Consider the following 20,317-nt stretch of genomic DNA (forward strand, 5'->3'; position numbering starts at 1 on the left):
AGCCGGGGCGTGCTATTTGCCGGTGGCAGCCGCGTCCACGGCCCCTCCGTAGCGCCTGTCGCGCTTGGCATAGATCTCGACGGCGTCCCACAGCGTCCGCCTGTCGACATCCGGCCACAGCGTGTCCATGAAGACGAACTCCGCATACGCGGACTGCCACAGCAGGAAATTGGAGAGCCGCTGCTCACCCGAACTGCGAAGAAAAAGGTCTACATCCGGGAGGTCTGGCTCATCCAGGTACCTCTGGATGGTTTTCTCGGATACCGCTCCGGGTTTCAAACGCCCTTCGGCGACATCGTGGGCAATGGCAGAGACTGCGTCGGCGATCTCGGCTCGGCCGCCGTAGTTAACACACATGGTCAACGTGCACGTGTCGTTGGCTTTCGTGTATTCCTCGGCTTCTTCAAGTTCCTTGATGACAGAACCCCAAAGCCGCGGGCGCCTTCCTGCCCAGCGGATGCGCACGCCCCACTCATCCAATTGGTTCCGCTGGCGTCGTAGTACATCCTTGTTAAATCCCATGAGAAAGCGGATCTCTTCGGGCGATCGGCGCCAGTTCTCCGTTGAAAAGGCATAGACGCTGACGTACTTGATTCCCAGTTCAATCGCCCCCGCCATCACATCAAGCAAGGCAGGCTCGCCGGCCTTATGCCCCTCGATGCGGGGAAGTCCCCGCTGGTTTGCCCATCGCCCGTTCCCGTCCATGACGATTGCCACGTGCTGCGGAATAAGTTCACTGGGAATACCAGGCGGCACTGCACCGGAGGGGTGCCCGTAGGGCGCTATGACCGGCGCCGTCCTGGCCGGTGTTGTCTTGCTTTTCTTACCAAGTGCCACTGTCAGCTTCGCTCCACGTGTTTGAGTGATTTCAGCGCCCGTTCCAAATGCCATTGCAGGTAGGTGGCAACCAGTCCTGCGGCTTCACGCCGATGCCGGGCATCCGATGCATCCGCCACGCCCCAATTGCCTGTCAGTAATGCACCGAGAAGAACCACTGTCTCCGCGGCCGGCGCTGGTGAACCCGGAGGACGGCAGTCGCTGCACACCATGCCGCCAACAGGAGCGGCAAAGGCCGTGTGGGGCCCCGGACGGCCACACCGGGCGCAATCGGTGAAACTCGGGGCCCAACCTCCGGTGGCCAAAGCCCGCAGCAAATAGGAGTCCAGGATAAGTTCCGGTGGATGGTCTGAACGGCTCAAGGCGGCCAAGGCGCCCACCAGCAGGTTGTAGTGGGCGGTCCCGGACTCGGTATCGGCGTCCGTCAGTTTTTCGGCGGTCTCCGTCATGGCAGCGGCCACGGTGAACCTGCCATAGTCTGCGGCAATGCTGCTTCCATAGGCGCCCTTGGCCACAGCCTGTGTCACGATGTCCAGCGTCCGCCCGGATACAAGCTGCAAATCCGCCACCATGAACGGCTCCAGACGAGCGCCGAAACGGCTGCTGGTCCTGCGCACGCCCTTGGCGACGGCCCGAACTTGACCGTGGTGCTTGGTCAGGAGAGTGATGATGCGATCCGCTTCGCCCAGCTTGTGGGTACGGAGCACCACGGCATCGTCCCTGTAGGACCGTGCTGCAAACGACGGATTGGCCACAACTAATCTTCGCACTATGACTGGACCGCGCGGTGACCGCCGGACCGTGTGGTGACGGTATTTCCCGTCACCACACGGCAGATACCTTAGGCCCGGGCGTCCCGCACGGCACGGTTCACGGCCGAAATCAGGGCCTTGAGGGATGATGTGGTGGTGCTGGGGTCAATCCCCACGCCCCACAGGACCCGCTCGCCGACGGCACATTCGACGTAGGCTGCAGCGCTGGCACTGCCGCCCTCGGACAGGGCATGCTCGCTGTAATCAAGCACACGGACGTCAACGCCGTCGTGGTGCAGGATGTCCAACAGTGCAGCGATGGGACCGTTGCCGTGCCCGGTCCGCCGAACCTCCACGCCGTCGATCCGCAGGTTGGCATTCATGGTCATGGCGCCGGACTCGTCAGTCTCAGTGCTTACACTGCCCAGCGCGTAGCGACCCCACTGTGCCTGCTCTTCGTCGGACGGCAGGTACTCATCCTGGAAGACCTGCCACAGCTGGGCACCGCTGACCTCGCCGCCCACAGCGTCGGTGCGACGCTGGATGACTCCGGAAAACTCAATCTGTGCCCGGCGGGGCAGGTCCAAATTGTGCTCGTTCTTCAGCAGGTAGGCAACCCCGCCCTTGCCTGATTGCGAGTTGACCCGGATCACGGCTTCATAGCTGCGGCCGAGGTCCTTTGGATCGACGGGCAGGTAAGGAACCTGCCAGGTGAAGTCGTCCACCGAGGTGCCGGCCGCAGCAGCGTCCTTTTCCAGGGCTTCGAAACCCTTCTTGATGGCGTCCTGGTGCGAACCGGAAAACGCCGTGAAAACGAGGTCGCCACCGTACGGCGAACGCTCCGGAACCGGCAACTGGTTGCAGTACTCCACCGTGCGGCGGACTTCATCGATATCGGAGAAGTCGATCATGGGGTCCACGCCCTGCACGAACATGTTCAACCCCAGCGTTACGAGGTCCACATTGCCGGTGCGCTCTCCGTTGCCGAACAAGCAACCTTCAATCCGGTCAGCACCGGCCAGGTAACCGAGTTCGGCAGCAGCCACGCCCGTGCCGCGGTCGTTGTGTGGGTGCAGGGAAATGATGATGCCCTCGCGGGGGTGCAGGTTACGGTGCATCCACTCGATGGAGTCGGCGTAGACGTTCGGAGTTGCCATCTCCACAGTGGCCGGCAGGTTGATGATGACCTGGTTGTCGGCAGATGCCTCAAAGACATCGGCAATGGCGTTGCAGACGCGGGCCGCGTACTCGAGCTCGGTTCCCGTGAAGGACTCCGGCGAGTATTCATAGGTGATGTGGGTATCTTCGAGTGTCTCTTCGTACTTCTTGCACAGGCGGGCACCCTGCAACGCGATATCCAGGATTCCGTCTTCGTCCTGGTTGAAGACCACACGCCTTTGCAACACAGAGGTGGAGTTGTACAGGTGGACGATCGCCTGCTTGGCACCCACCAGGGACTCGTACGTTCGCTCGATCAGGTGCTCACGTGCCTGGGTCAGGACCTGGATGCTGACGTCGTCAGGGATGTGGCCGCCCTCAATGAGCTGGCGGACGAAGTCGAAGTCGGTCTGGGATGCCGAAGGGAATCCGACTTCAATTTCCTTGTACCCCATTTTCACGAGCAACTGGAACATCTTCAGCTTACGTGCCGGGCTCATGGGGTCGATCAGGGCCTGGTTTCCATCGCGCAGGTCAACCGCGCACCAACGCGGGGCCTTGGTGATGACCTTGTCCGGCCACGTGCGGTCAGGAACTTCTACGGTGATCTGGTCCTGGAACGGCAGGTAGCGGTGAATCGGCATACCGGAGGGCTTTTGTGCATTACGCATGACGTGTGGCCTTTTCTCTAAGAACTATATGAAAGCTTAGCCGGACACAACGGAACTCCGCGGCGAGGATGGCCCAGCTTCAGATAGCTTTCAGGCCCCGCCGCGGCAGCTAAGAAGAAGCATCGCCGTACGCACAAAATCACAGTAACACGATGCGTATGATGACAGTGCAACACCTCATGCAACGTCCACTATGCAGACGCAGCGACGGTGGCAACGCCGGCTGCTGCGGCCACACAAGGAGCCACAGTGCCACAGTCGGGGATCACTCTTTCGAACATCGATCACAGCGTCCGGCCCCAGGACGACCTCTACCAACACGTCAACGGCGCGTGGCTCAACAGCACAACCATTCCTGACGACAGGCCGCTGGAAGGCACGTTCACCGCTTTGCGGGACGGAGCGGAGTTGGCCGTCAAAGCGATTATCGAAGAAGCTGCAGGCAAAGGAGAGTCGGCAACCGGCGTCGAGCAGCAGGTAGGTGGACTCTACGCGAGCTTCATGGATGAGGCCGCAGCAGAGGCCAAAGGAGCCGACCCCATCCGAGGCCGGCTCGGGGAAGTCCACGCGGTGGGATCAACCCAGGAACTGGCTGCCCTGATCGGCCGCCTGTTCCGCTCCGATGTGTCCGGGCTCTTCTCCATCTATCCGGCCCCTGATGCCGGTAACCCCGAGCGCATCCTCCTGTACATCGGGCAGGGCGGACTTGGACTACCGGACGAGTCCTACTACAGGGAAGAAAAGTTTGCCGGCACCGTGACGGCCTACAGCCAGTACATTGCCAAGCTGCTCGCCCTCGCCGGCATCCAGGACGCCGAAGCAGCTTCAACGCGCATCGTCGCTCTCGAAACTGCTTTGGCTGCGCACCACTGGGACAACGTCACGCTGCGGAATCCCCAGAAGACCTACAACCTCAAGTCGGCAGAGGAAGCATCGGAGCTGTTCCCCCTGCTGGACACCTGGTTCCAGGCCGCCCGCGTGGACCCTGCAAAGCGAAACGAGATCGTGGTCAGCACCCCGGACTTCTTCGCCGGCGCTGCAGGCCTGCTGGAGTCCGAGCCGTTGGGAACGTGGAAGGAATGGTTGACACTCAGGGTCCTGAGCTCTGCTGCCCCGTACCTCTCGTCTGATTTCGTGACCACCAACTTCGATTTCTACGGCACTAGACTCAGCGGCACGCCACAGAACAAGGAGCGCTGGAAGCGTGGAGTTGCCGTTGTCGAAGCGGCACTTGGCGAAGCCGTCGGACAAATCTACGTGGAGCGACACTTCCCCGCGGGCCACAAAGAAAGGATGGAGACGCTCGTCGCCAATCTGATCGAGGCATACCGTGACAGCATCTCCTCCCTGGAGTGGATGGGTGAGGAAACCAAGAAGGAAGCGCTCAAGAAGCTGGAGGCCTTCCGCCCCAAGATTGGCTTCCCGGAAAAATGGATCGACTACTCCGCCGTGGACATCGATCCATCAGATCTGTTGGGCAACGTGGAGCGCGCGCATGACGCTGATGTCGATCGTCACCTGGACGAGATCGGCAAACCGGTTGACCTCAACAAATGGCTCATGACACCCCAGACGGTCAATGCCTACTATCACCCCATGCTGAATGAGATCGTCTTTCCGGCCGCAATTCTCCAGCCACCCTTCTTCACTGCAGATGCTGATGACGCTGTGAATTATGGCGGAATCGGTGCCGTCATCGGCCACGAGATCGGCCACGGCTTCGACGACCAAGGATCGCAGTTCGACGGAAGCGGGGCATTGCGCAACTGGTGGACTGAAGAGGACCGGACCGCGTTCGAAACCCTCACGGCCAAGTTGGTGGCACAATACGACGCCCTCTCCCCCTACGCGGCGCCCGACCACAAGGTGAACGGCAAACTCACCCTCGGCGAGAACATCGGCGACCTCGGCGGCCTGACCATCGCCTACAAGGCCTACCTCCTCAGCCTGGATGGCACGGAGCCTGAGGAGATCGACGGCTTCACTGGCCAGCAACGCTTCTTCATGTCGTGGGCGGCCGGCTGGCGCCAAGTGATCCGCCGCGAAGAGGCGATCCGACGGCTGGCCACCGATCCGCACTCCCCCAACGAGTTCCGCACCAACGCCATTGCCCGCAACCTTGATGCTTTCCATGAAGCATTTGCTATCAGCGCAGCGGATGGAATGTGGATGGAATCCGGAGACCGCGTCAGCATCTGGTAGTACCGGAAAGATGAGGCCGGGTCAGTTCATGAAGAACTGGCCCGGCCCCTTCCGTGCATGGCTGCCTCGCAGCCCGCTGCTGGTCTAGGTACCGACTATTGGTCGATGTACAACGGATTCACTTGTTGGCAGACGGCGTCTTTGGCGGTCTGGTTGACGACGTCCGAGGGCACAGAGGTGGCTCCGTAGGAAGTGCCGGTGCCAAAATCAGTACCAACATACAGCTGAACACCCGCCACGCCGGGAGCCTGCTGCACCTGGGCCGCCGGAATACCGTAGAGCGCAGCGACGTCCGCAGCGACGTCGGCGAAGCCGGCCCCGTAGTAGATCACCGTCTGGTCAACAGGGTTCGCCAAATAGGAAACCGCCTGGGTGAAGCCACCGCCTGTCAGAACCGTCATGATCTCTTGGGCCCGCGCTGCTACTCCGCTCCCATTCGCGACTGCCACCGGCTGGATCGCTTTGTCGTAGGCGGGGACCGCAGGAGTCGATGCTGTGGGTTGGGGTGCAGGAGTTTCAGTGGCCCCGGGCGACGACGTGGCCCCGGGTGTTGTCAGGTCAAGGTCGGCCCGCAAAGCTGCAAAAAGCTGTGAGGACTGCGGCTCCACAAGCTCCAGCCTGTTCGGATCAACTGCTGCTGCCTGGGTAGGAACGGCCACGAACGCCACCTTGGAAACGTCAATGTCCTTCAATCGCCCGCCGATGGTCAACAGCGATGGAACGGACGCCAGACCCTCATCAACGGTGAGGTTCTGGGTGACGACGTCGGCGATCTGCAGGAGCCTCTGCGGGTTGCCCAACGTTCCTTCGTCTTTGAGCTTCCTGGTCAGGGACGAGAGGAAAGCCTGTTGTCCCTTGATGCGGCCGAGATCGCCGCCATCACCGAATGCGTGGCGCGTCCGCAGGAAGGCCAAGGCTTGTTCGCCTTCAACCAGGGAATCACCCTTGGGCAGGCGAAGACGGGAGTCCGGGTCAAAGACGGGATCACTGACACACACGTTTACGCCGCCAACAGCGTGTGACAACTCCTTGACGGCATTGAAGTCCGCCATCATGAAGTGGTCGATTTCCAGGCCGGTCAATTTGTTGACAGTGTCGACAGCGCAGCCAATACCCGCCTCAGCCATGGCCTCGTTGATCATGACACCGCTGCGGGCGGGGAACGTCTGGTTGTTGGTCCGGTCGGTGCATTGCGGCACGTCCACCAGCAGGTCACGCGGGAAGCTCATGACACTCACACGCTTGTTGTCTGCGGAAATATCCAGCAGCATCATGACGTCCGAATGACCGTAGCCAGTGGAGTCTTCCGTGCTGCCGTAGTCCGAGTTTTTTCCGTCACGGGTGTCAGAACCAAGGATGAGGATTTGCAGGCGGTCGGACTTGTCATTGGCCAGGGCTTCACCGCTGTCACGGTTTTCCCCTGCACTCAACGGAGCCTTGGTGATGTTGTTTTGCAGCCGGATGAACCAAAAGGCGGCAAAGGCAACGCCTGCAACCAGGGCAACGGAGACAACGCCGGTAACAATCTTCAGCCACAGCGGGAGTCCCTTGCGTGCCTTCATGTGGCGGGGAGTGCCGTCGGCATCCTCTCCATGGCGACCCGCAACGGGGCCAGCGGTGCCGGTGCCCTGCGGGCGGGCGTCACGACGTCGCACTATTCGGTTTACCTTTCCTCAAACACGTGGATTCCCGCCATCATAGTTGCCGAATCTGGGAAGTTCCTTATCGCACCTCTACGATGCCGGGACGTGTCTTGCCCGTTAGAACCCGAGTTTGACCAATTGTTTGGGATCCCGCTGCCAGTCCTTGGCCACCTTGACGTGCAGATCCAGGTAGATTCGAGTGCCCAGGAGGGTCTCGATGCCCTTCCGTGCGTTGGTACCGACTTCACGCAGCCGGCTTCCACCCTTGCCGATGATGATGGCCTTCTGTGAGGGTCGCTCGACATAAAGGTTGACCCGAACGTCCAGGAGAGGGTTGTCCTCGGTTCGACCTTCACGGGGAACGATTTCTTCGACCACCACGGCCAGCGAGTGGGGAAGTTCGTCGCGGACACCTTCCAGGGCAGCCTCCCGGATAAGTTCCGCAATCATGACGGCCTCGGGCTCGTCCGTCAGTTCACCGTCCGGGTACAGCGGGGGCGAGGACGGCATGTGGCTTATCAATACGTCCGCGACAGTGGAGACCTGGAAGCCGTCGGCCGCTGAAACGGGGACGATGTCGGCCCAGCCCTGCTCGCCCAGGACATCGCGTCCCAAGGCAGCGACAGCGAGCAATTGCTCGGTCAGGGCCTGGCGGTCAACAAGGTCGGTTTTGGTCACGAGGGCAACGATCGGCTTTCTACCCACGGCCGCCAGTTGAGCTGCGATGTATTTGTCGCCGGGGCCGATCTTCTCGTTCGCCGGCAAGCAGAATCCAATGGCGTCCACTTCGGACAAGGTATCGGCTACGAGATCATTGAGCCGCTTACCCAGCAACGTACGCGGCCTGTGCAAACCAGGAGTGTCCACGAGGATCAGTTGCGCATCCTCGCGGTGGACGATGCCACGGATCGTGTGCCGCGTGGTCTGCGGCTTGGCCGAGGTGATGGCCACCTTCTGGCCAACCAAGGCATTGGTCAGTGTCGACTTGCCCGCATTGGGCCGACCCACCAGCACAGAGAAGCCTGCGTGGAAGCCACCGAAGTCATTATCGGCATCGAATTTCTTATTTTGCTTGCTCACGTGGAACTCCCTGTTGCGTTGAGTCGGCGTCATCGAGTAGGTCTTCAAAGTCAGTGTCTTCCTTTGGCATGGCTGCCGCAATGATGTGGCTGACCCTGTTTCGGCGACCCTCAAGCCTATCCGCCCTGAGTGATATTCCATCCACGTCAACTGAGCTGCCGACAATCGGGACCTGGCCCAGGGCTTTGGCGAGGAGGCCGCCCACGGTGTCCACCTCGTCGTCGTCGAGGTCAATGTCGAACAATTCACCGAGGTCGTCGATGCTCATACGGGCGCTGACCCGGAAAGTGCCGTCGCCAAGGTCCACTGCTTCTTCTGCGGCGGCATCGTATTCATCCACGATCTCGCCCACGATCTCCTCGATCAGGTCCTCAAGGGTCACCAGTCCGGCAGTACCACCGTACTCATCGATCACGATCGCCACGTGGGTGGATTCCTGCTGCAGTTCCCTGAGAAGGTCACTTACGAGCTTGGATTCAGGGACGTACCGGACGTCCCGGGCGAGGGAGTCGACGTCGTGTGCCTGCAGTCCGGGTTCGCCTCGATGCATGGCGGCGGCGACATCCTTCAAATAAAGGATTCCACGGATCTGGTCCGTGTTCTCCCCGATGACCGGAATCCTGGAATAGCCCGACCGCAGGAAGAGGCCCATGGCCGTCTCGAGGTCCGAGCCGGTACCGATGCTGACAATGTCTGTGCGGGGAACCATGACGGAACGGACCAACGTGTCGCCGAAGTCGAAGACCGAATGGATGAGTTCAGCCTCATTGTCCTCGATCATGTCCGACTCGGCGGCGCGGTCCACGAATTCCCGGAACTCTTCCTCGCTGACGAATGCATCGTCACCGCTGGGGGCGCCAGGAGCCACTGCCTGGCCAAGGGCCACGAGCCACCCGGGGATGGGGCCGAGAACCCAGCAGAGGAAGCGGATCAGCGGAGCCGTGAAGCGAACAACGGGGCCGGAATGCGCCCTCCCCAGCTGCCGCGGCGACACACCCACCAGGACGAATCCGATGACGGCCATGATGCCTGTAGCAGCAAGCCCGGCGAGCCAGACGTTGTCGAGCAAACTGTGCAGCACCACCGCCACAGCTACTGCAGCGGCCATCTCGAACCACACACGCCAGAAACGCAGGGCGCGCATGTGGGCAATGGGAGCTTTGAGGATCCCGCTCAGGGCTTTGCCCTTGCTGCGGACAATGGATTGTTCGGCCTCATGCCGGGGAAGGAAATTGAACGCGGCCTCAGCAGCCGTCAACAAGGCGACAAAGCTGAGGAAAACCAGCGCCATGCCGACCAGGATGATCCAGGTCACTGCATGGTCTCCATGGGGGCATCCTTGCCCAGGAATTCAGACAGCAGTTCGCGCTGCAAACCGAACATCTCTTCTTTTTCCTCGGGTTCGGCGTGGTCGAATCCCAGAAGGTGGAGGATGCCATGGGTTGTCAGGAGCAGCATCTCATCCTGGGTGGGGTGACCTGCGTTGCGGGCCTGCACTTCGGCTACCTGGGGGCAGATGGCGATGTCGCCCAGCATTCCCTGCGGGGTTGGCTTGCCCGGGGTGCCTGGCGTGAGCTCGTCCATGGGAACAGACAGGACGTCAGTGGCCCCGGGCTCATCCATCAGTTCGATGTGGAGCTTCTCCATGGCGGGTTCATCGACCAGGAGAATGGAAAGCTCCGCCTGCGGATGGATGTAGAGCCGTTCGAAGATGAAGCGGGACAACGTCACCAGCTGGGCTTCGTCCACCGCCACACCGGACTCGTTGTTGACTTCAATACTCATTGACGTTCTCCACGTTTGTAATGTGTGCCTGACGCGTCTTTGCGATGCGCGTCATCCCAAGTGCTGTAGGCGGATACGATGTCGGCCACCAGGCGATGCCGAACGACGTCGGCCGCCTCAAGAATAGAGAAATTGACGTCGTCTATGCCGGTCAGGATTTCCCGGACAATCCGAAGGCCCGACGTCGCGCCCAGCGGAAGGTCGATCTGGGTGACGTCGCCGGTGACCACCATTTTTGAACCAAAGCCGAGGCGGGTCAGGAACATCTTCATCTGTTCGGGTGTGGTGTTCTGCGCTTCATCAAGAATGATGAAGGCGTCATTGAGCGTGCGTCCGCGCATGTATGCCAAAGGCGCCACCTCAATGGTGCCCGCAGCCATCAGCCGTGGGATGGATTCCGGATCCATCATGTCGTGGAGGGCGTCATAGAGCGGTCGAAGGTACGGATCGATCTTGTCGCTCAATGTACCGGGCAGGAACCCCAGCCGCTCCCCTGCCTCCACAGCAGGCCGCGTCAGAATAATCCTGCTGACTTCCTTCATCTGCAGTGCCTGCACGGCCTTGGCCATGGCCAGGTAGGTCTTGCCCGTGCCAGCTGGACCGATACCGAAAATCACCGTGTTTGCGTCGATGGCATCCACGTAGTTCTTCTGGTTAAGTGTCTTCGGACGGATGGTCTTGCCACGGCTGGACAGGATGTTGTGGGTCAGCACATCAGCAGGATTCTGCACCGACTGGGCCCTGAGCAGGGAGACCAGCTGCTGGAGGACGTCCGGCGTCACCACAGTCCCCTTTGCCACCAACCCGCGGACTTCCTCGAGGAGGCGCATGACGCGGGGGATGACGGTGGATGGCCCGGTCATGGAGAGCTCGTTGCCGCGGACATGGAAGTTGACGTCCTGGAACTGTTCCTCGATGTACCTCAAGGCTTCGTCATGGCTGCCCAACGAGTGAACCATCTGGTCGGAGTTGTCGAAGGTGACGACTTCCGTGCGCGTGCCCGGTAAAGTGTGCGGGAACTCGTTGGGCGGCTGGTTGCCGTTTCCGGTCCTGAGCCGCCCGTTCAAAGATTCACTCATAGTGCTGGCCCTCAGGCCTTTTCTCCTCCGGTTGGTCGATAATAACGCCATCGATTCGACATTAGCTGCGGGCTTACACTGCCCGCGTTCATGCCGGAATGTCTTCAATCCTACGCCAGCCCGGCCTTTGATGGACCTCTCCCGGCAGCCTCATTGGGCACCCGGGGCCGGTACGGACATTTTGTCTCAACTCGGCATCAAGCCGGTATCAATCATGTTTCAGTTGGCGGCCTCCCCCGGAAACCCGGCCGACCGCCGTCGACGATGTGCCAAGCTGGCATAGCGGGTGGAAACTGAACCCCGCACGCCAGCCAACAAATGGCTGCCAAACCATGCAGGGCAGGACAGGAAAACCATCAAGAAAACAGCCAGCAACGTTCATGGCGCGAACAAGCGGACCAAGTCCGCTGTTGCCGTGCCGGCTATGCTCGCTGTCCTCCTCCTGACCGGTTGCATCGCCAACGGCGGTGGCACCCAGGCCACCTCCACTCCGCCGCCGCTGACCGTCCAGGAAGCCCCGGCCAGCAACGCCCCGCTCGAAACCACCCAGGCCTCCACCAAGATCCCGGTCTACTGGATTGGACGGAGCAAGGAAGAGGTCTACCTCTACCGCGAGTTCAGGGATATCTCCGGCGACGGAAATCCTGTGACCACAGCGCTGAGGATCATGATGGCGGAAAAGCCGTTGGATCATGACTTCTTCACACCCTGGCAGGAACCCGCCAGCCTGGCCACCTCCATTTCGGGCAAAAACGTCATCACAGTCGATATTTCCCGCGATGCTTTCAACTCGAACCTGGACGCCGGCATGGCGCAGCGGGCAGTGCAGCAACTCGTCTACACGGCGACCGCCGCAGCCTCGTCCTCAGGGCTCATCAATTCAGGCCAGCAGATCCAAGTAGTCATCCTGGTCGATGGCCACAAGGACTATATGGCGTTCGGGCAAGTGCAGCTGGGGGAACCAATGACGCGCGACGCTTCCCTGGTTGCCCCGCTCTGGATCATCGATCCGCAGGAAGACACCACCCTGCCCACCGGACTGGTCAAGTTCAACGGTCGAAGCACTGACAGCTCCAAGCCCATCGCCTGGCAGGTCCTGCAGGACAACGGCAAGGGCGAAAAGGCCAGCCTTCTCACGGGCCAAACGCAAGCCACCGGCGAACCCGGGCAGTATGGCCTGTTCACCTTTGGTGCCACGTTGAAAGCCGGCCAGTACGAGGTACGCGTCTCCCAAGTAGACAACGCGGGCAACGCCATCGCGACCAGCACCGACACCCGCCTGTTCAGGGTCGGGTAGCTGCCCGGGGCCGGATGCGGCCCAAGGCCGCTCCTACCAGCGTCCCAGGATGTCGCTGGCAAGAACGACGGCGGCCGGTCCTGCCGTCGAGGACCTCAAGACATGGTGCCCCAAGAGTGCCGTCACGGCGCCGGCATCACTAAGCCGCGTTACTTCGCGGGGTGAGATCCCGCCTTCGGGGCCCACAATCAGCAGCACCTCGCGGGGAGCGCTGGCGTTGGTTGCCGCTGCCGCCAACTCCTCAAGGACGGTCCGCAAGGGATTCTTCGCGTCTTCATGCAGGATGATGGCAAGGTCAGCTTGGGCAACAGCGTTCGCCAAGGACCCAGTGTCCACCATGGACCTCACCTCAGGAATCCACGCCCGCCGGGCCTGCTTGGCGGCAGCGGTGACCACGGACTCCCACTTGGCGTGGGCCTTTGCGGCGCGATCGCCCTTCCATCGAACAATGGAACGCTCCGACTGCCACGGAAGCACAGCATCAATTCCGAGTTCCGTGGCTGTCTCGATGGCAAGTTCGTCACGGTCGCCCTTGGCCAGGGCCTGGACCAGCACCAAGCGGACGTCCGGCAGGTCTTCAAAGACAACGTCGGAGGCAGTGACAATCAGGCCCGCGGGCCCGGCCTCGGCGACCGTGCCGGTCAACCGCGCGCCGGCCCCATCGGCTATGTCGACTGGCTCTCCCACCACAAGTCGCTTGACCGTAACCGCGTGCCGCGCTTCCGGACCTTCCAGCACGAAGGTACCGCCGGCGCCGACATCGCCAAGGCTGCCGGCCGAGGTGAAGAAAACGGGGTTGCTCACCGCTACAGGTTACCGAGCTTGTCCCGAAGCTTGGCGAACATCCCGCCGCTGGCCACGAGCTTTCCTTCGGTGAACTGCTCCCCGCGAAGCTTGGCGAGCTGCTGCAACAATTCTTCCTGCGCCGGATCCAGCTTGCTCGGCGTTTCAACGTGGAGGTGTACCTTGAGGTCGCCGCGGCCGTAACCACGCAGGTGCGTGACACCCAGGCCCCGGAGGGTGATGATCTCGCCTGACTGGGTTCCGGCCTTCACGTCAATGTCCTGTGCGCCGTCGAAGGTATCCAGCTGCAACTCCGTACCCAGCGCCGCGGCCGTCATGGGCACGCTGAGGGTGGCGTGGAGGTCGTCGCCTTCGCGCATGAACATGGAATCGTTGTTGACACGGATCTCCACGTAGAGGTCGCCGGACGGGCCGCCTGCGGGCCCTGCTTCACCCTGGCCGGACAACTGGATGCGAGTACCGGTGGCAACACCGGCAGGAACCTTGATGGTCAGCGAACGACGGCTGCGGATGCGGCCTTGGCCGTTGCACTCATTGCAGGGGTCCTTGATGACCGTGCCGAAGCCCTCACAGGAACCGCAAGGGGCGGCAGTCATAACTTGGCCGAGGATGGAGCGGACAGCCCGCTGGACCTGGCCACTGCCACCACAGATGTCACAACGTTCCGGATGGGTGCCCGGGCGGCAGCAGCTGCCGTCACAGGTGGGGCAGGTCACGGCCGTGTCCACTTCAAGCTTCTTGTTGACACCGAAAACGGCGTCCTTAAGGTCGATGCGGACGCTGATGAGTGCGTCCTGGCCGCGTCGCACACGGGAGGCCGGCCCACCGTGACCGCCGCCACCACCAAAGAACGTATCGAAAATGTCCTGGAACGCGAAGCCCTGGCCGGAATATCCGCCACCAAACCCGTTGTCCGTTCCATTCTCGTTGCCGGTGGCATCGTAGACGCGGCGCTTCTGGGGATCGGACAGGACCTCATAAGCATGGGTCACGGCCTTGAACTGTTCCGCGACATCTTCACCTGGGTTTACGTCCGGGTGGAGTTTCCGCGCCAACTTGCGGTACGCCTTTTTGATCTCTTCCCCGGTGGCTTCCGGCGAGACTCCCAAAACGTCATAGTGGCTGCTCAAAGTCGGTATCTCTTCCTTGTTGTACTGCGGATGTTTCTTCGGGACGGCCTTCAGCCGCCAAGAATGCGTGAAAGGTAACGGGCCACGGCCCGGACTGCGGCCATGGTCGTTGGATAATCCATGCGGGTTGGCCCCAGAATCCCCACCTTGGCGCCGGAGCCGTACCCGGTGGCGACAACGGAAGCTTCTGCCAATCCGTCGTAGGGATTTTCCCGGCCGATACTCACGGTGACGCCACGGGGGTCATCCCCCATGTCTGATAACAACCGGAGCATGACAACTTGTTCCTCAAGAGCTTCCAGCACCGGGCCAATGCTCAAGGGGAAGTCCACGTTGGACCTGGCGAGGTTGGCCGTACCGGCCATGAGGATGCGTTCTTCGCGGCTGTTGTCACTCAGGGCCTGCAGCCCGTTGGCCAATGTGTGGGCCAGTCCCCGAAGCTCCGGCGGGCACAGGGCAATCACCGACGGAAGCACCTGCGGCAACAGGGCCAGTTGTGTCCCTGCGATGCTGCCCAGGAAGCGGGATCTCAGTCGCATCAAAGCGTCGTCGCCCACGTCCGAACCAGCATCGATGACCTTCTGGCCGACGCTGCCGGTATCGGCAATCAGCACCACCAAAACCTGTTGTGGCGCCAACAGGACGAACTCAACGTGCCGTACCAGAGCGCGGTTCGAGTGTGGATACTGCACGACGGCGACCTGGTTGGTCAGTTGCGACAGGAGCCTTACGGTGCGCTCCAGGATGTCGTCGACATCATCAGGGCCTTCAAGCAACGAATGGATGGCCCGCCGCTCGGCGGCCGAAAGGGGCTTGACCTGGGAGATGCGATCGACGAACAGGCGATAGCCCTTGTCGGTGGGAATACGACCGGCACTGGTGTGCGGCGCTGCAATGAGGCCTTCTTCTTCCAAAACGGCCATGTCGTTACGGATGGTGGCGCTTGAAACACCGAGATGGTGCCGTTCAACAAGGGCCTTCGATCCAACAGGCTCCCGAGAATGCACGTAATCTTCAACGATGGCACGCAGCACTTCCAACTTGCGCGGCTCACTCATTGCTCCACCTCCTGACGACTGCCGTGGTCTCTGGGACCGGGTCCACTTAGCACTCAACATGCCCAAGTGCTAACCAGTCTAGTATGAGCCACCCCGTTGCTAGCATTGAACTTTCCCGTCCCAACCCAGCGCAAATCAGCACTGCACTATACAACCCAGCACAAAGGTAGGAACTCCTTGGCTTTCGACACGTGGGGTCCGCAGGATCTGTCAGCTCCGGCCAAACGGCAACTGCCGGAGGTTGCCGTCCAACGCGGGATGGTCCTCGAAGACGTCCAGTCAGGCTGGGTGGGCGAAGTCACCCGGGTCGAGAAAACCGGCGGCATGCACATTGTGTCCCTTGAGGACAGACGGGGGAAGACGAAGTCGTTCCAACTCGGATTTGGCTTCCTGCTCGAGGGGCAGCCCATCCGGTTGATGCCCCCGGCCCCACGGCAACCGACGCCGGCCGTTCAGGCGGGGCGCACGGCATCAGGTTCGGTGAAGGTTCAAGGTCAACGCGCCCAGGTGGCCAAAGCCAGCCGCATTTGGGTGGAAGGAAAACACGACGCCGAACTCGTCGAGAAAGTCTGGGGCGACGATCTCCGCGTCGAGGGCATTGTGGTGGAGCCCCTGCACGGAGTCGATGACCTCAAGTCGGTAATATCCGCCTTCAACCCCGGTCCCGGCCGGCGCCTCGGCATCCTGGTGGACCACCTCGTGGCCGGCTCCAAAGAGTCCCGCATCGCAGCTGATGCCATGACTGTGCCTGGAGCCGCGGGAAATGTCCTGATCGTCGGACACCCCTATATCGATGTCTGGCAGGCCATCAGGCCCAAAGTCCTGGGAATTGAGGCTTGGCCGTCCGTGCCCCGCGGCACCGACTGGAAGACCGGGATTCTTACCGCCTTCGGGTGGCCCCACGAGACCGCGGAGGACATAGGACTGGGCTGGCAACGGCTTCTCGGAGCGGTTCGCAGCTACGCCGACCTCGAAGCTTCGCTGCTGGGCCGCGTGGAGGAAGTCATCGATTTCCTCACAGTTCCCTGACCATTGCCCTCAAAGCAGCAGCAACTGACGTGTCATCGTGGCGCTTGTCCCGGGAAGCCTGCCGGGGCCGGTATTCTGGGACAGCAACACCGCACCATCTTTACAGCAAAGGGAACACACCGTGGCAGAGAACGCTCCTGAAGAACCGGGCAGCGCCGCAGGCCAGCCCCAGTACCATGGCGCGCCTGCAAATGCGCTGCCACTGACCGCCAGCGAGGACAGGCAGTGGGCTACCTTGGCACACTTTGGCGGCATTCTGGGATGCCTGCCATCGCTCCTGATCTACTTGATCTTCCGTGACCGCGGACCTTTCACGGCACAGGAATCCAAGGAAGCACTGAACTTTACGCTGCCTCCCACCATCGCTGCGGTTCTGGCCAACATCCTGGTTCTGCTGCCGGTAGTAGGCAACGTCTTTGCCGTGATCGCCACTGGCATCTGGGTAGCCCTGACATGCTTCTCTGTCTCGGCCGGAATCCGCGTCAACCACGGCCAGCCGCACCGCTACAAGCTCAACCTGCGCTGGATCAAGTAACCCTCCCCCCGCTTTTCAAGCGGACGTGTGGTTAGTCGGGGAGAATCCTCCGGACTACGGCGTCAGCCAGCAGCCGGCCCTTCAGCGTAAGGATCAGCCGGCCTTTGAACGCCTGCGCAGGATCAACCAGTTGGTCGGCGATCAGCCCTGCCATTGCATGGCGGCCAAACGCGTCCAAAGCATCCACTTCAAGGCCTGTACCGAGCCGTGCTTCCAGCATGATGCGCTCGACTTCCCGGGTTTCGGCGTCCAGGGTTTCCCGGCCCGCCGCCGGTGAGCTTCCTGCGCCCAACCGTCCTGCGTACGCTGTGGGGTGCTTGACGTTCCACCACCGGACACCTCCTACGTGGGAGTGCGCACCGGGGCCGACGCCCCACCAGTCATCGCCCCGCCAGTAGGCCAGATTGTGCCGGCACGCTTGATCGGATGTCCGGGACCAGTTGCTGACCTCGTACCAGTTCAAACCAGCTTCGGAGATCAACGAATCGGCCAATTCGTATTTGGCCGCGTGATCGTCGTCGTCAATTCCGGGCACTTCACCGCGGCGGATCTGGGCCGCCAGCTTGGTGCCATCTTCCACGATCAATGCGTAGGCGCTGATGTGATCGGGCTCGTAGGACAGTGCTGTCTCAAGGGATAACCGCCAGTCCGCCATGGACTCCCCCGGCGTACCGTAAATGAGGTCCAGGCTCACCGCGAGTCCGGCCTCACGGGCCCACTGGACCACAAGCGGCACTCGACTGGGGGTGTGGGTGCGGTCCAAGACCTTCAGAACGTGCGGGACGGCCGATTGCATGCCGAAGGAAACCCTGGTGAATCCGGCGTCAGCCAGCACTTTCAGGGACTCGGGGGTGACGGAATCGGGATTGGCTTCGGTGGTGACCTCGGCGCCGGGCTCAAGTCCCCAGTGGTCCACGGCGGCCCGCAGGATTCGTGCCAGGTCTTCCGCGGGGAGGAGCGTGGGCGTACCGCCTCCAAAGAAGACTGTACTCATGCGCCGTCGGGGCAGCCCGGAGGCATCCAATGCCAGCGCCGCAAAGTCGAGCTCGGACACCGCGGTTGTGGCGTAGGCATCCTGGGAGGCCCCGCCGCCAAGCTCGGTCGCCGTGTAGGTATTGAAGTCACAGTAGCCGCAGCGAACGGCACAAAACGGGATATGGACGTAGAGCCCGAAGTTACGGTGCTCCACGCCGTCCAGCACCTGCGGGGGAAGTACTCCGTCCGCAGGTGCCGGATCGCCCAAAGGTAGGACGCTGGGCATTTACTTCTTGGCCTTGTCCTTGGACTCGTCGGTGGTCAGGGCTGCGATGAATGCTTCCTGGGGAACCTCCACGCGACCCACCATCTTCATGCGCTTCTTGCCTTCCTTCTGCTTTTCCAGCAGTTTGCGCTTACGGGTGATGTCACCGCCGTAGCACTTGGCAAGAACGTCCTTGCGGATGGCCCGGATGCTCTCACGGGCAATGATGCGCGATCCGATGGCTGCCTGGATGGGCACCTCGAACTGCTGCCTCGGGATGAGCTCACGGAGCTTGCCGGTCATCATCACGCCGTAGGCGTAGGCCTTGTCGCGGTGGGTGATGGCACTGAAGGCATCCACTTGTTCACCCTGCAGCAGGATGTCCACCTTGACGAGGTCTGCAACCTGCTCGCCGTCTGCTTTCCAATCCAGCGAAGCGTAGCCACGGGTTTTGGACTTCAGGAGGTCGAAGAAGTCGAACACAATTTCCGCCAAAGGGATCCAGTAACGGAGCTCCACGCGGTCCTCGGAGAGGTAGTCCATGCCGCGCATTTGGCCACGGCGGCTCTGGCACAGTTCCATGATGGATCCAACAAACTCGTTGGGAGCCAGGATGGTGGCGGAAACCATGGGCTCGCGGACCTCGGAGATCTTGCCCGTGGGGTACTCGCTGGGGTTCGTGACGTGGATGACCTTCTTGTCCTCCAGTGTCACCTCGTATTCGACGTTAGGAGCCGTCGAGATCAGGTCCAGGTTGTACTCACGTTCGAGGCGCTCACGGGTAATTTCCAGGTGCAGCAAACCGAGGAACCCGACGCGGAATCCGAAGCCCAGTGCTGCGGACGTCTCGGGCTCGTAAACCAGAGCGGCATCGTTAAGCATCAGCTTTTCGAGGGCGTCGCGGAGGACAGGGTAGTCCGTTCCGTCCAGCGGGTAGAGACCGGAGAAGACCATCGGCTTGGCGTCGGCGTAGCCGCTGAGCGACTCCGAGGCAGGCTTGGCCAGGTTGGTGACAGTATCGCCAACCTTCGACTGACGAACGTCCTTCACGCCGGTGATCAGGTACCCCACCTCGCCGACGCCCAAGCCCTTGGAAGGAGTGGGCTCCGGAGAGCTGACACCAATCTCCAGGAGCTCGTGCGTTGCACGGGTGGACATCATCTGGATGCGTTCGCGGGGGTGGAGCATGCCGTCCACCACGCGGACGTAGGTAACCACGCCGCGGTACGTGTCATAGACGGAGTCGAAAATCATGGCGCGTGCCGGCGCATTGGGATCGCCAACAGGGGCAGGAAGGTCGCGGACAATTTTGTCCAGCAGAGCCTCAACACCCACACCGGTTTTACCGGAGACCTTGAGCACGTCCTCGGGGTCGCCGCCAATGAGGTTGGCAAGCTCTGCCGCGTACTTCTCAGGCTGGGCGGCCGGGAGGTCGATCTTGTTCAGCACAGGAATGATGGTGAGGTTGTTTTCCATTGCCAGGTACAGGTTGGCAAGGGTTTGTGCCTCAATGCCCTGGGCCGCATCGACCAGCAGCACAGCGCCTTCACAAGCGGCGAGCGAGCGGGAAACCTCATAGGTGAAGTCAACGTGGCCGGGAGTATCGATCATGTTCAGTGCGTAGCTGTTGCCATCGAGTTCCCACGGCATGCGGACAGCCTGGGACTTGATGGTGATACCGCGCTCACGTTCGATATCCATGCGGTCCAGATACTGGGCTTTCATGTCGCGTTTGCTAACGACGCCGGTGTACTGCAGCATGCGGTCGGCCAAGGTCGATTTACCGTGGTCGATGTGGGCAATGATGCAGAAGTTCCGGATGATGGCCGGATCTGTTGCGGCGGGCACCGGTGCGGTGCGGGCCATGGGAGACACGCGGATCCTTACTGTCGACACTCGCACGGCAATTCCTGGAACCGGGCATAGGCCAGCCGGAACACGCCGCGCATCTGATCCTCTAGTCTCCCATGAACCGGCGCTTCGCCGTACATTGCCCCTCAGCCGTCAACTCCACGCA

The 20,317-nt window shown here is 61.5% G+C and carries 17 protein-coding genes; 4 read left to right on the forward strand and 13 right to left on the reverse strand.

All coding sequences use genetic code 11. From position 1 onward, the window contains the following. Positions 1 to 12: 12 nt before the first annotated feature. From AB4Y77_RS05180 to leuA, 3 genes are all read right to left on the reverse strand, one after another. Positions 13 to 837 carry an isoprenyl transferase gene (locus tag AB4Y77_RS05180; RefSeq protein ID WP_442013161.1) on the reverse strand — a complete coding sequence of 275 codons (825 nt, stop codon included), beginning with the start codon at positions 835 to 837 and terminating at the stop codon, positions 13 to 15. A gap of 2 nt (positions 838 to 839) precedes the next feature. After that, entirely contained in the window at positions 840 to 1,592 is a 753-nt protein-coding gene (gene recO, locus AB4Y77_RS05185; protein WP_442013162.1) for a DNA repair protein RecO, read from the reverse strand. Positions 1,593 to 1,678: 86 nt separating this feature from the next. Next, positions 1,679 to 3,418 (reverse strand): 2-isopropylmalate synthase, encoded by a 1,740-nt coding sequence (gene leuA, locus AB4Y77_RS05190; RefSeq protein WP_089595194.1) that lies wholly within the window; start codon positions 3,416 to 3,418, stop codon positions 1,679 to 1,681. Positions 3,419 to 3,667: 249 nt separating this feature from the next. Between leuA and AB4Y77_RS05195 the strand changes: the two genes are divergently transcribed. After that, positions 3,668 to 5,620, forward strand: coding sequence for a M13 family metallopeptidase (locus AB4Y77_RS05195; RefSeq protein WP_442013163.1), 1,953 nt, complete (start codon positions 3,668 to 3,670; stop codon positions 5,618 to 5,620). 95 nt (positions 5,621 to 5,715) lie between these two features. On the opposite strand, the gene AB4Y77_RS05200 is transcribed toward AB4Y77_RS05195, so the two are convergent. The 5 genes from AB4Y77_RS05200 to AB4Y77_RS05220 form a co-directional block, all read right to left on the reverse strand. Further along, positions 5,716 to 7,275 carry an LCP family protein gene (locus AB4Y77_RS05200; protein ID WP_442013164.1) on the reverse strand — a complete coding sequence of 520 codons (1,560 nt, stop codon included), beginning with the start codon at positions 7,273 to 7,275 and terminating at the stop codon, positions 5,716 to 5,718. Between the two features lie 105 nt (positions 7,276 to 7,380). After that, positions 7,381 to 8,343, reverse strand: a complete 963-nt coding sequence (gene era / locus AB4Y77_RS05205; protein WP_089595197.1) for a GTPase Era — start codon at positions 8,341 to 8,343, stop codon at positions 7,381 to 7,383. Then, complete coding sequence (locus tag AB4Y77_RS05210; protein WP_089595198.1) at positions 8,327 to 9,658, reverse strand: hemolysin family protein; 1,332 nt, start codon at positions 9,656 to 9,658, stop codon at positions 8,327 to 8,329. The genes era and AB4Y77_RS05210 overlap by 17 nt, the downstream gene beginning before the upstream one ends. Further along, positions 9,655 to 10,128, reverse strand: a complete 474-nt coding sequence (gene ybeY, locus AB4Y77_RS05215) for an rRNA maturation RNase YbeY (protein WP_442013165.1) — start codon at positions 10,126 to 10,128, stop codon at positions 9,655 to 9,657. Before ybeY ends, AB4Y77_RS05210 begins: the two co-directional genes overlap by 4 nt. Next, the gene (locus AB4Y77_RS05220; RefSeq protein ID WP_311212917.1) at positions 10,125 to 11,207 is read right to left on the reverse strand and encodes a PhoH family protein; all 1,083 of its coding nucleotides are present in this window, start codon (positions 11,205 to 11,207) and stop codon (positions 10,125 to 10,127) included. Before AB4Y77_RS05220 ends, ybeY begins: the two co-directional genes overlap by 4 nt. Positions 11,208 to 11,631: 424 nt before the next feature. On the opposite strand from AB4Y77_RS05220, the gene AB4Y77_RS05225 reads away from it, so the two are divergent. Continuing rightward, positions 11,632 to 12,504 (forward strand): GerMN domain-containing protein, encoded by an 873-nt coding sequence (locus AB4Y77_RS05225; RefSeq protein WP_311213069.1) that lies wholly within the window; start codon positions 11,632 to 11,634, stop codon positions 12,502 to 12,504. A gap of 33 nt (positions 12,505 to 12,537) precedes the next feature. On the opposite strand, the gene AB4Y77_RS05230 is transcribed toward AB4Y77_RS05225, so the two are convergent. From AB4Y77_RS05230 to hrcA, 3 genes are read right to left on the reverse strand one after another with little or no spacing between them, the layout of a single operon-like run. Further along, positions 12,538 to 13,308, reverse strand: coding sequence for a 16S rRNA (uracil(1498)-N(3))-methyltransferase (locus AB4Y77_RS05230; RefSeq protein ID WP_442013166.1), 771 nt, complete (start codon positions 13,306 to 13,308; stop codon positions 12,538 to 12,540). 2 nt (positions 13,309 to 13,310) lie between these two features. Further along, on the reverse strand, positions 13,311 to 14,438 hold the full coding sequence (gene dnaJ, locus AB4Y77_RS05235) for a molecular chaperone DnaJ (protein WP_207593638.1): 1,128 nt from the start codon (positions 14,436 to 14,438) through the stop codon (positions 13,311 to 13,313). Between the two features lie 50 nt (positions 14,439 to 14,488). After that, a complete protein-coding gene (gene hrcA, locus AB4Y77_RS05240; RefSeq protein WP_311212920.1) occupies positions 14,489 to 15,496 on the reverse strand; it encodes a heat-inducible transcriptional repressor HrcA in 1,008 nt (335 codons plus the stop codon). A 177-nt stretch (positions 15,497 to 15,673) separates the two neighbouring features. On the opposite strand from hrcA, the gene AB4Y77_RS05245 reads away from it, so the two are divergent. Both AB4Y77_RS05245 and AB4Y77_RS05250 read left to right on the forward strand, forming a co-directional pair. Next, a complete protein-coding gene (locus AB4Y77_RS05245; protein ID WP_311212921.1) occupies positions 15,674 to 16,525 on the forward strand; it encodes a DUF3097 domain-containing protein in 852 nt (283 codons plus the stop codon). A 121-nt stretch (positions 16,526 to 16,646) separates the two neighbouring features. Beyond that, complete coding sequence (locus tag AB4Y77_RS05250) at positions 16,647 to 17,060, forward strand: DUF4870 domain-containing protein (RefSeq protein ID WP_311212922.1); 414 nt, start codon at positions 16,647 to 16,649, stop codon at positions 17,058 to 17,060. A 31-nt stretch (positions 17,061 to 17,091) separates the two neighbouring features. Here AB4Y77_RS05250 and hemW read toward each other — a convergent pair whose 3' ends face one another. Both hemW and lepA read right to left on the reverse strand, forming a co-directional pair. Further along, positions 17,092 to 18,321: a radical SAM family heme chaperone HemW gene (hemW, locus tag AB4Y77_RS05255; RefSeq protein WP_442013167.1), complete on the reverse strand. Its 1,230-nt coding sequence runs from the start codon at positions 18,319 to 18,321 to the stop codon at positions 17,092 to 17,094. Next, positions 18,322 to 20,175: a translation elongation factor 4 gene (lepA, locus tag AB4Y77_RS05260; RefSeq protein ID WP_024816799.1), complete on the reverse strand. Its 1,854-nt coding sequence runs from the start codon at positions 20,173 to 20,175 to the stop codon at positions 18,322 to 18,324. Positions 20,176 to 20,317: the final 142 nt, after the last annotated feature.

The organism is Paenarthrobacter sp. YAF11_1, assembly GCF_052113445.1.
In the GTDB taxonomy this organism is placed as follows: Bacteria; Actinomycetota; Actinomycetes; order Actinomycetales; family Micrococcaceae; genus Arthrobacter.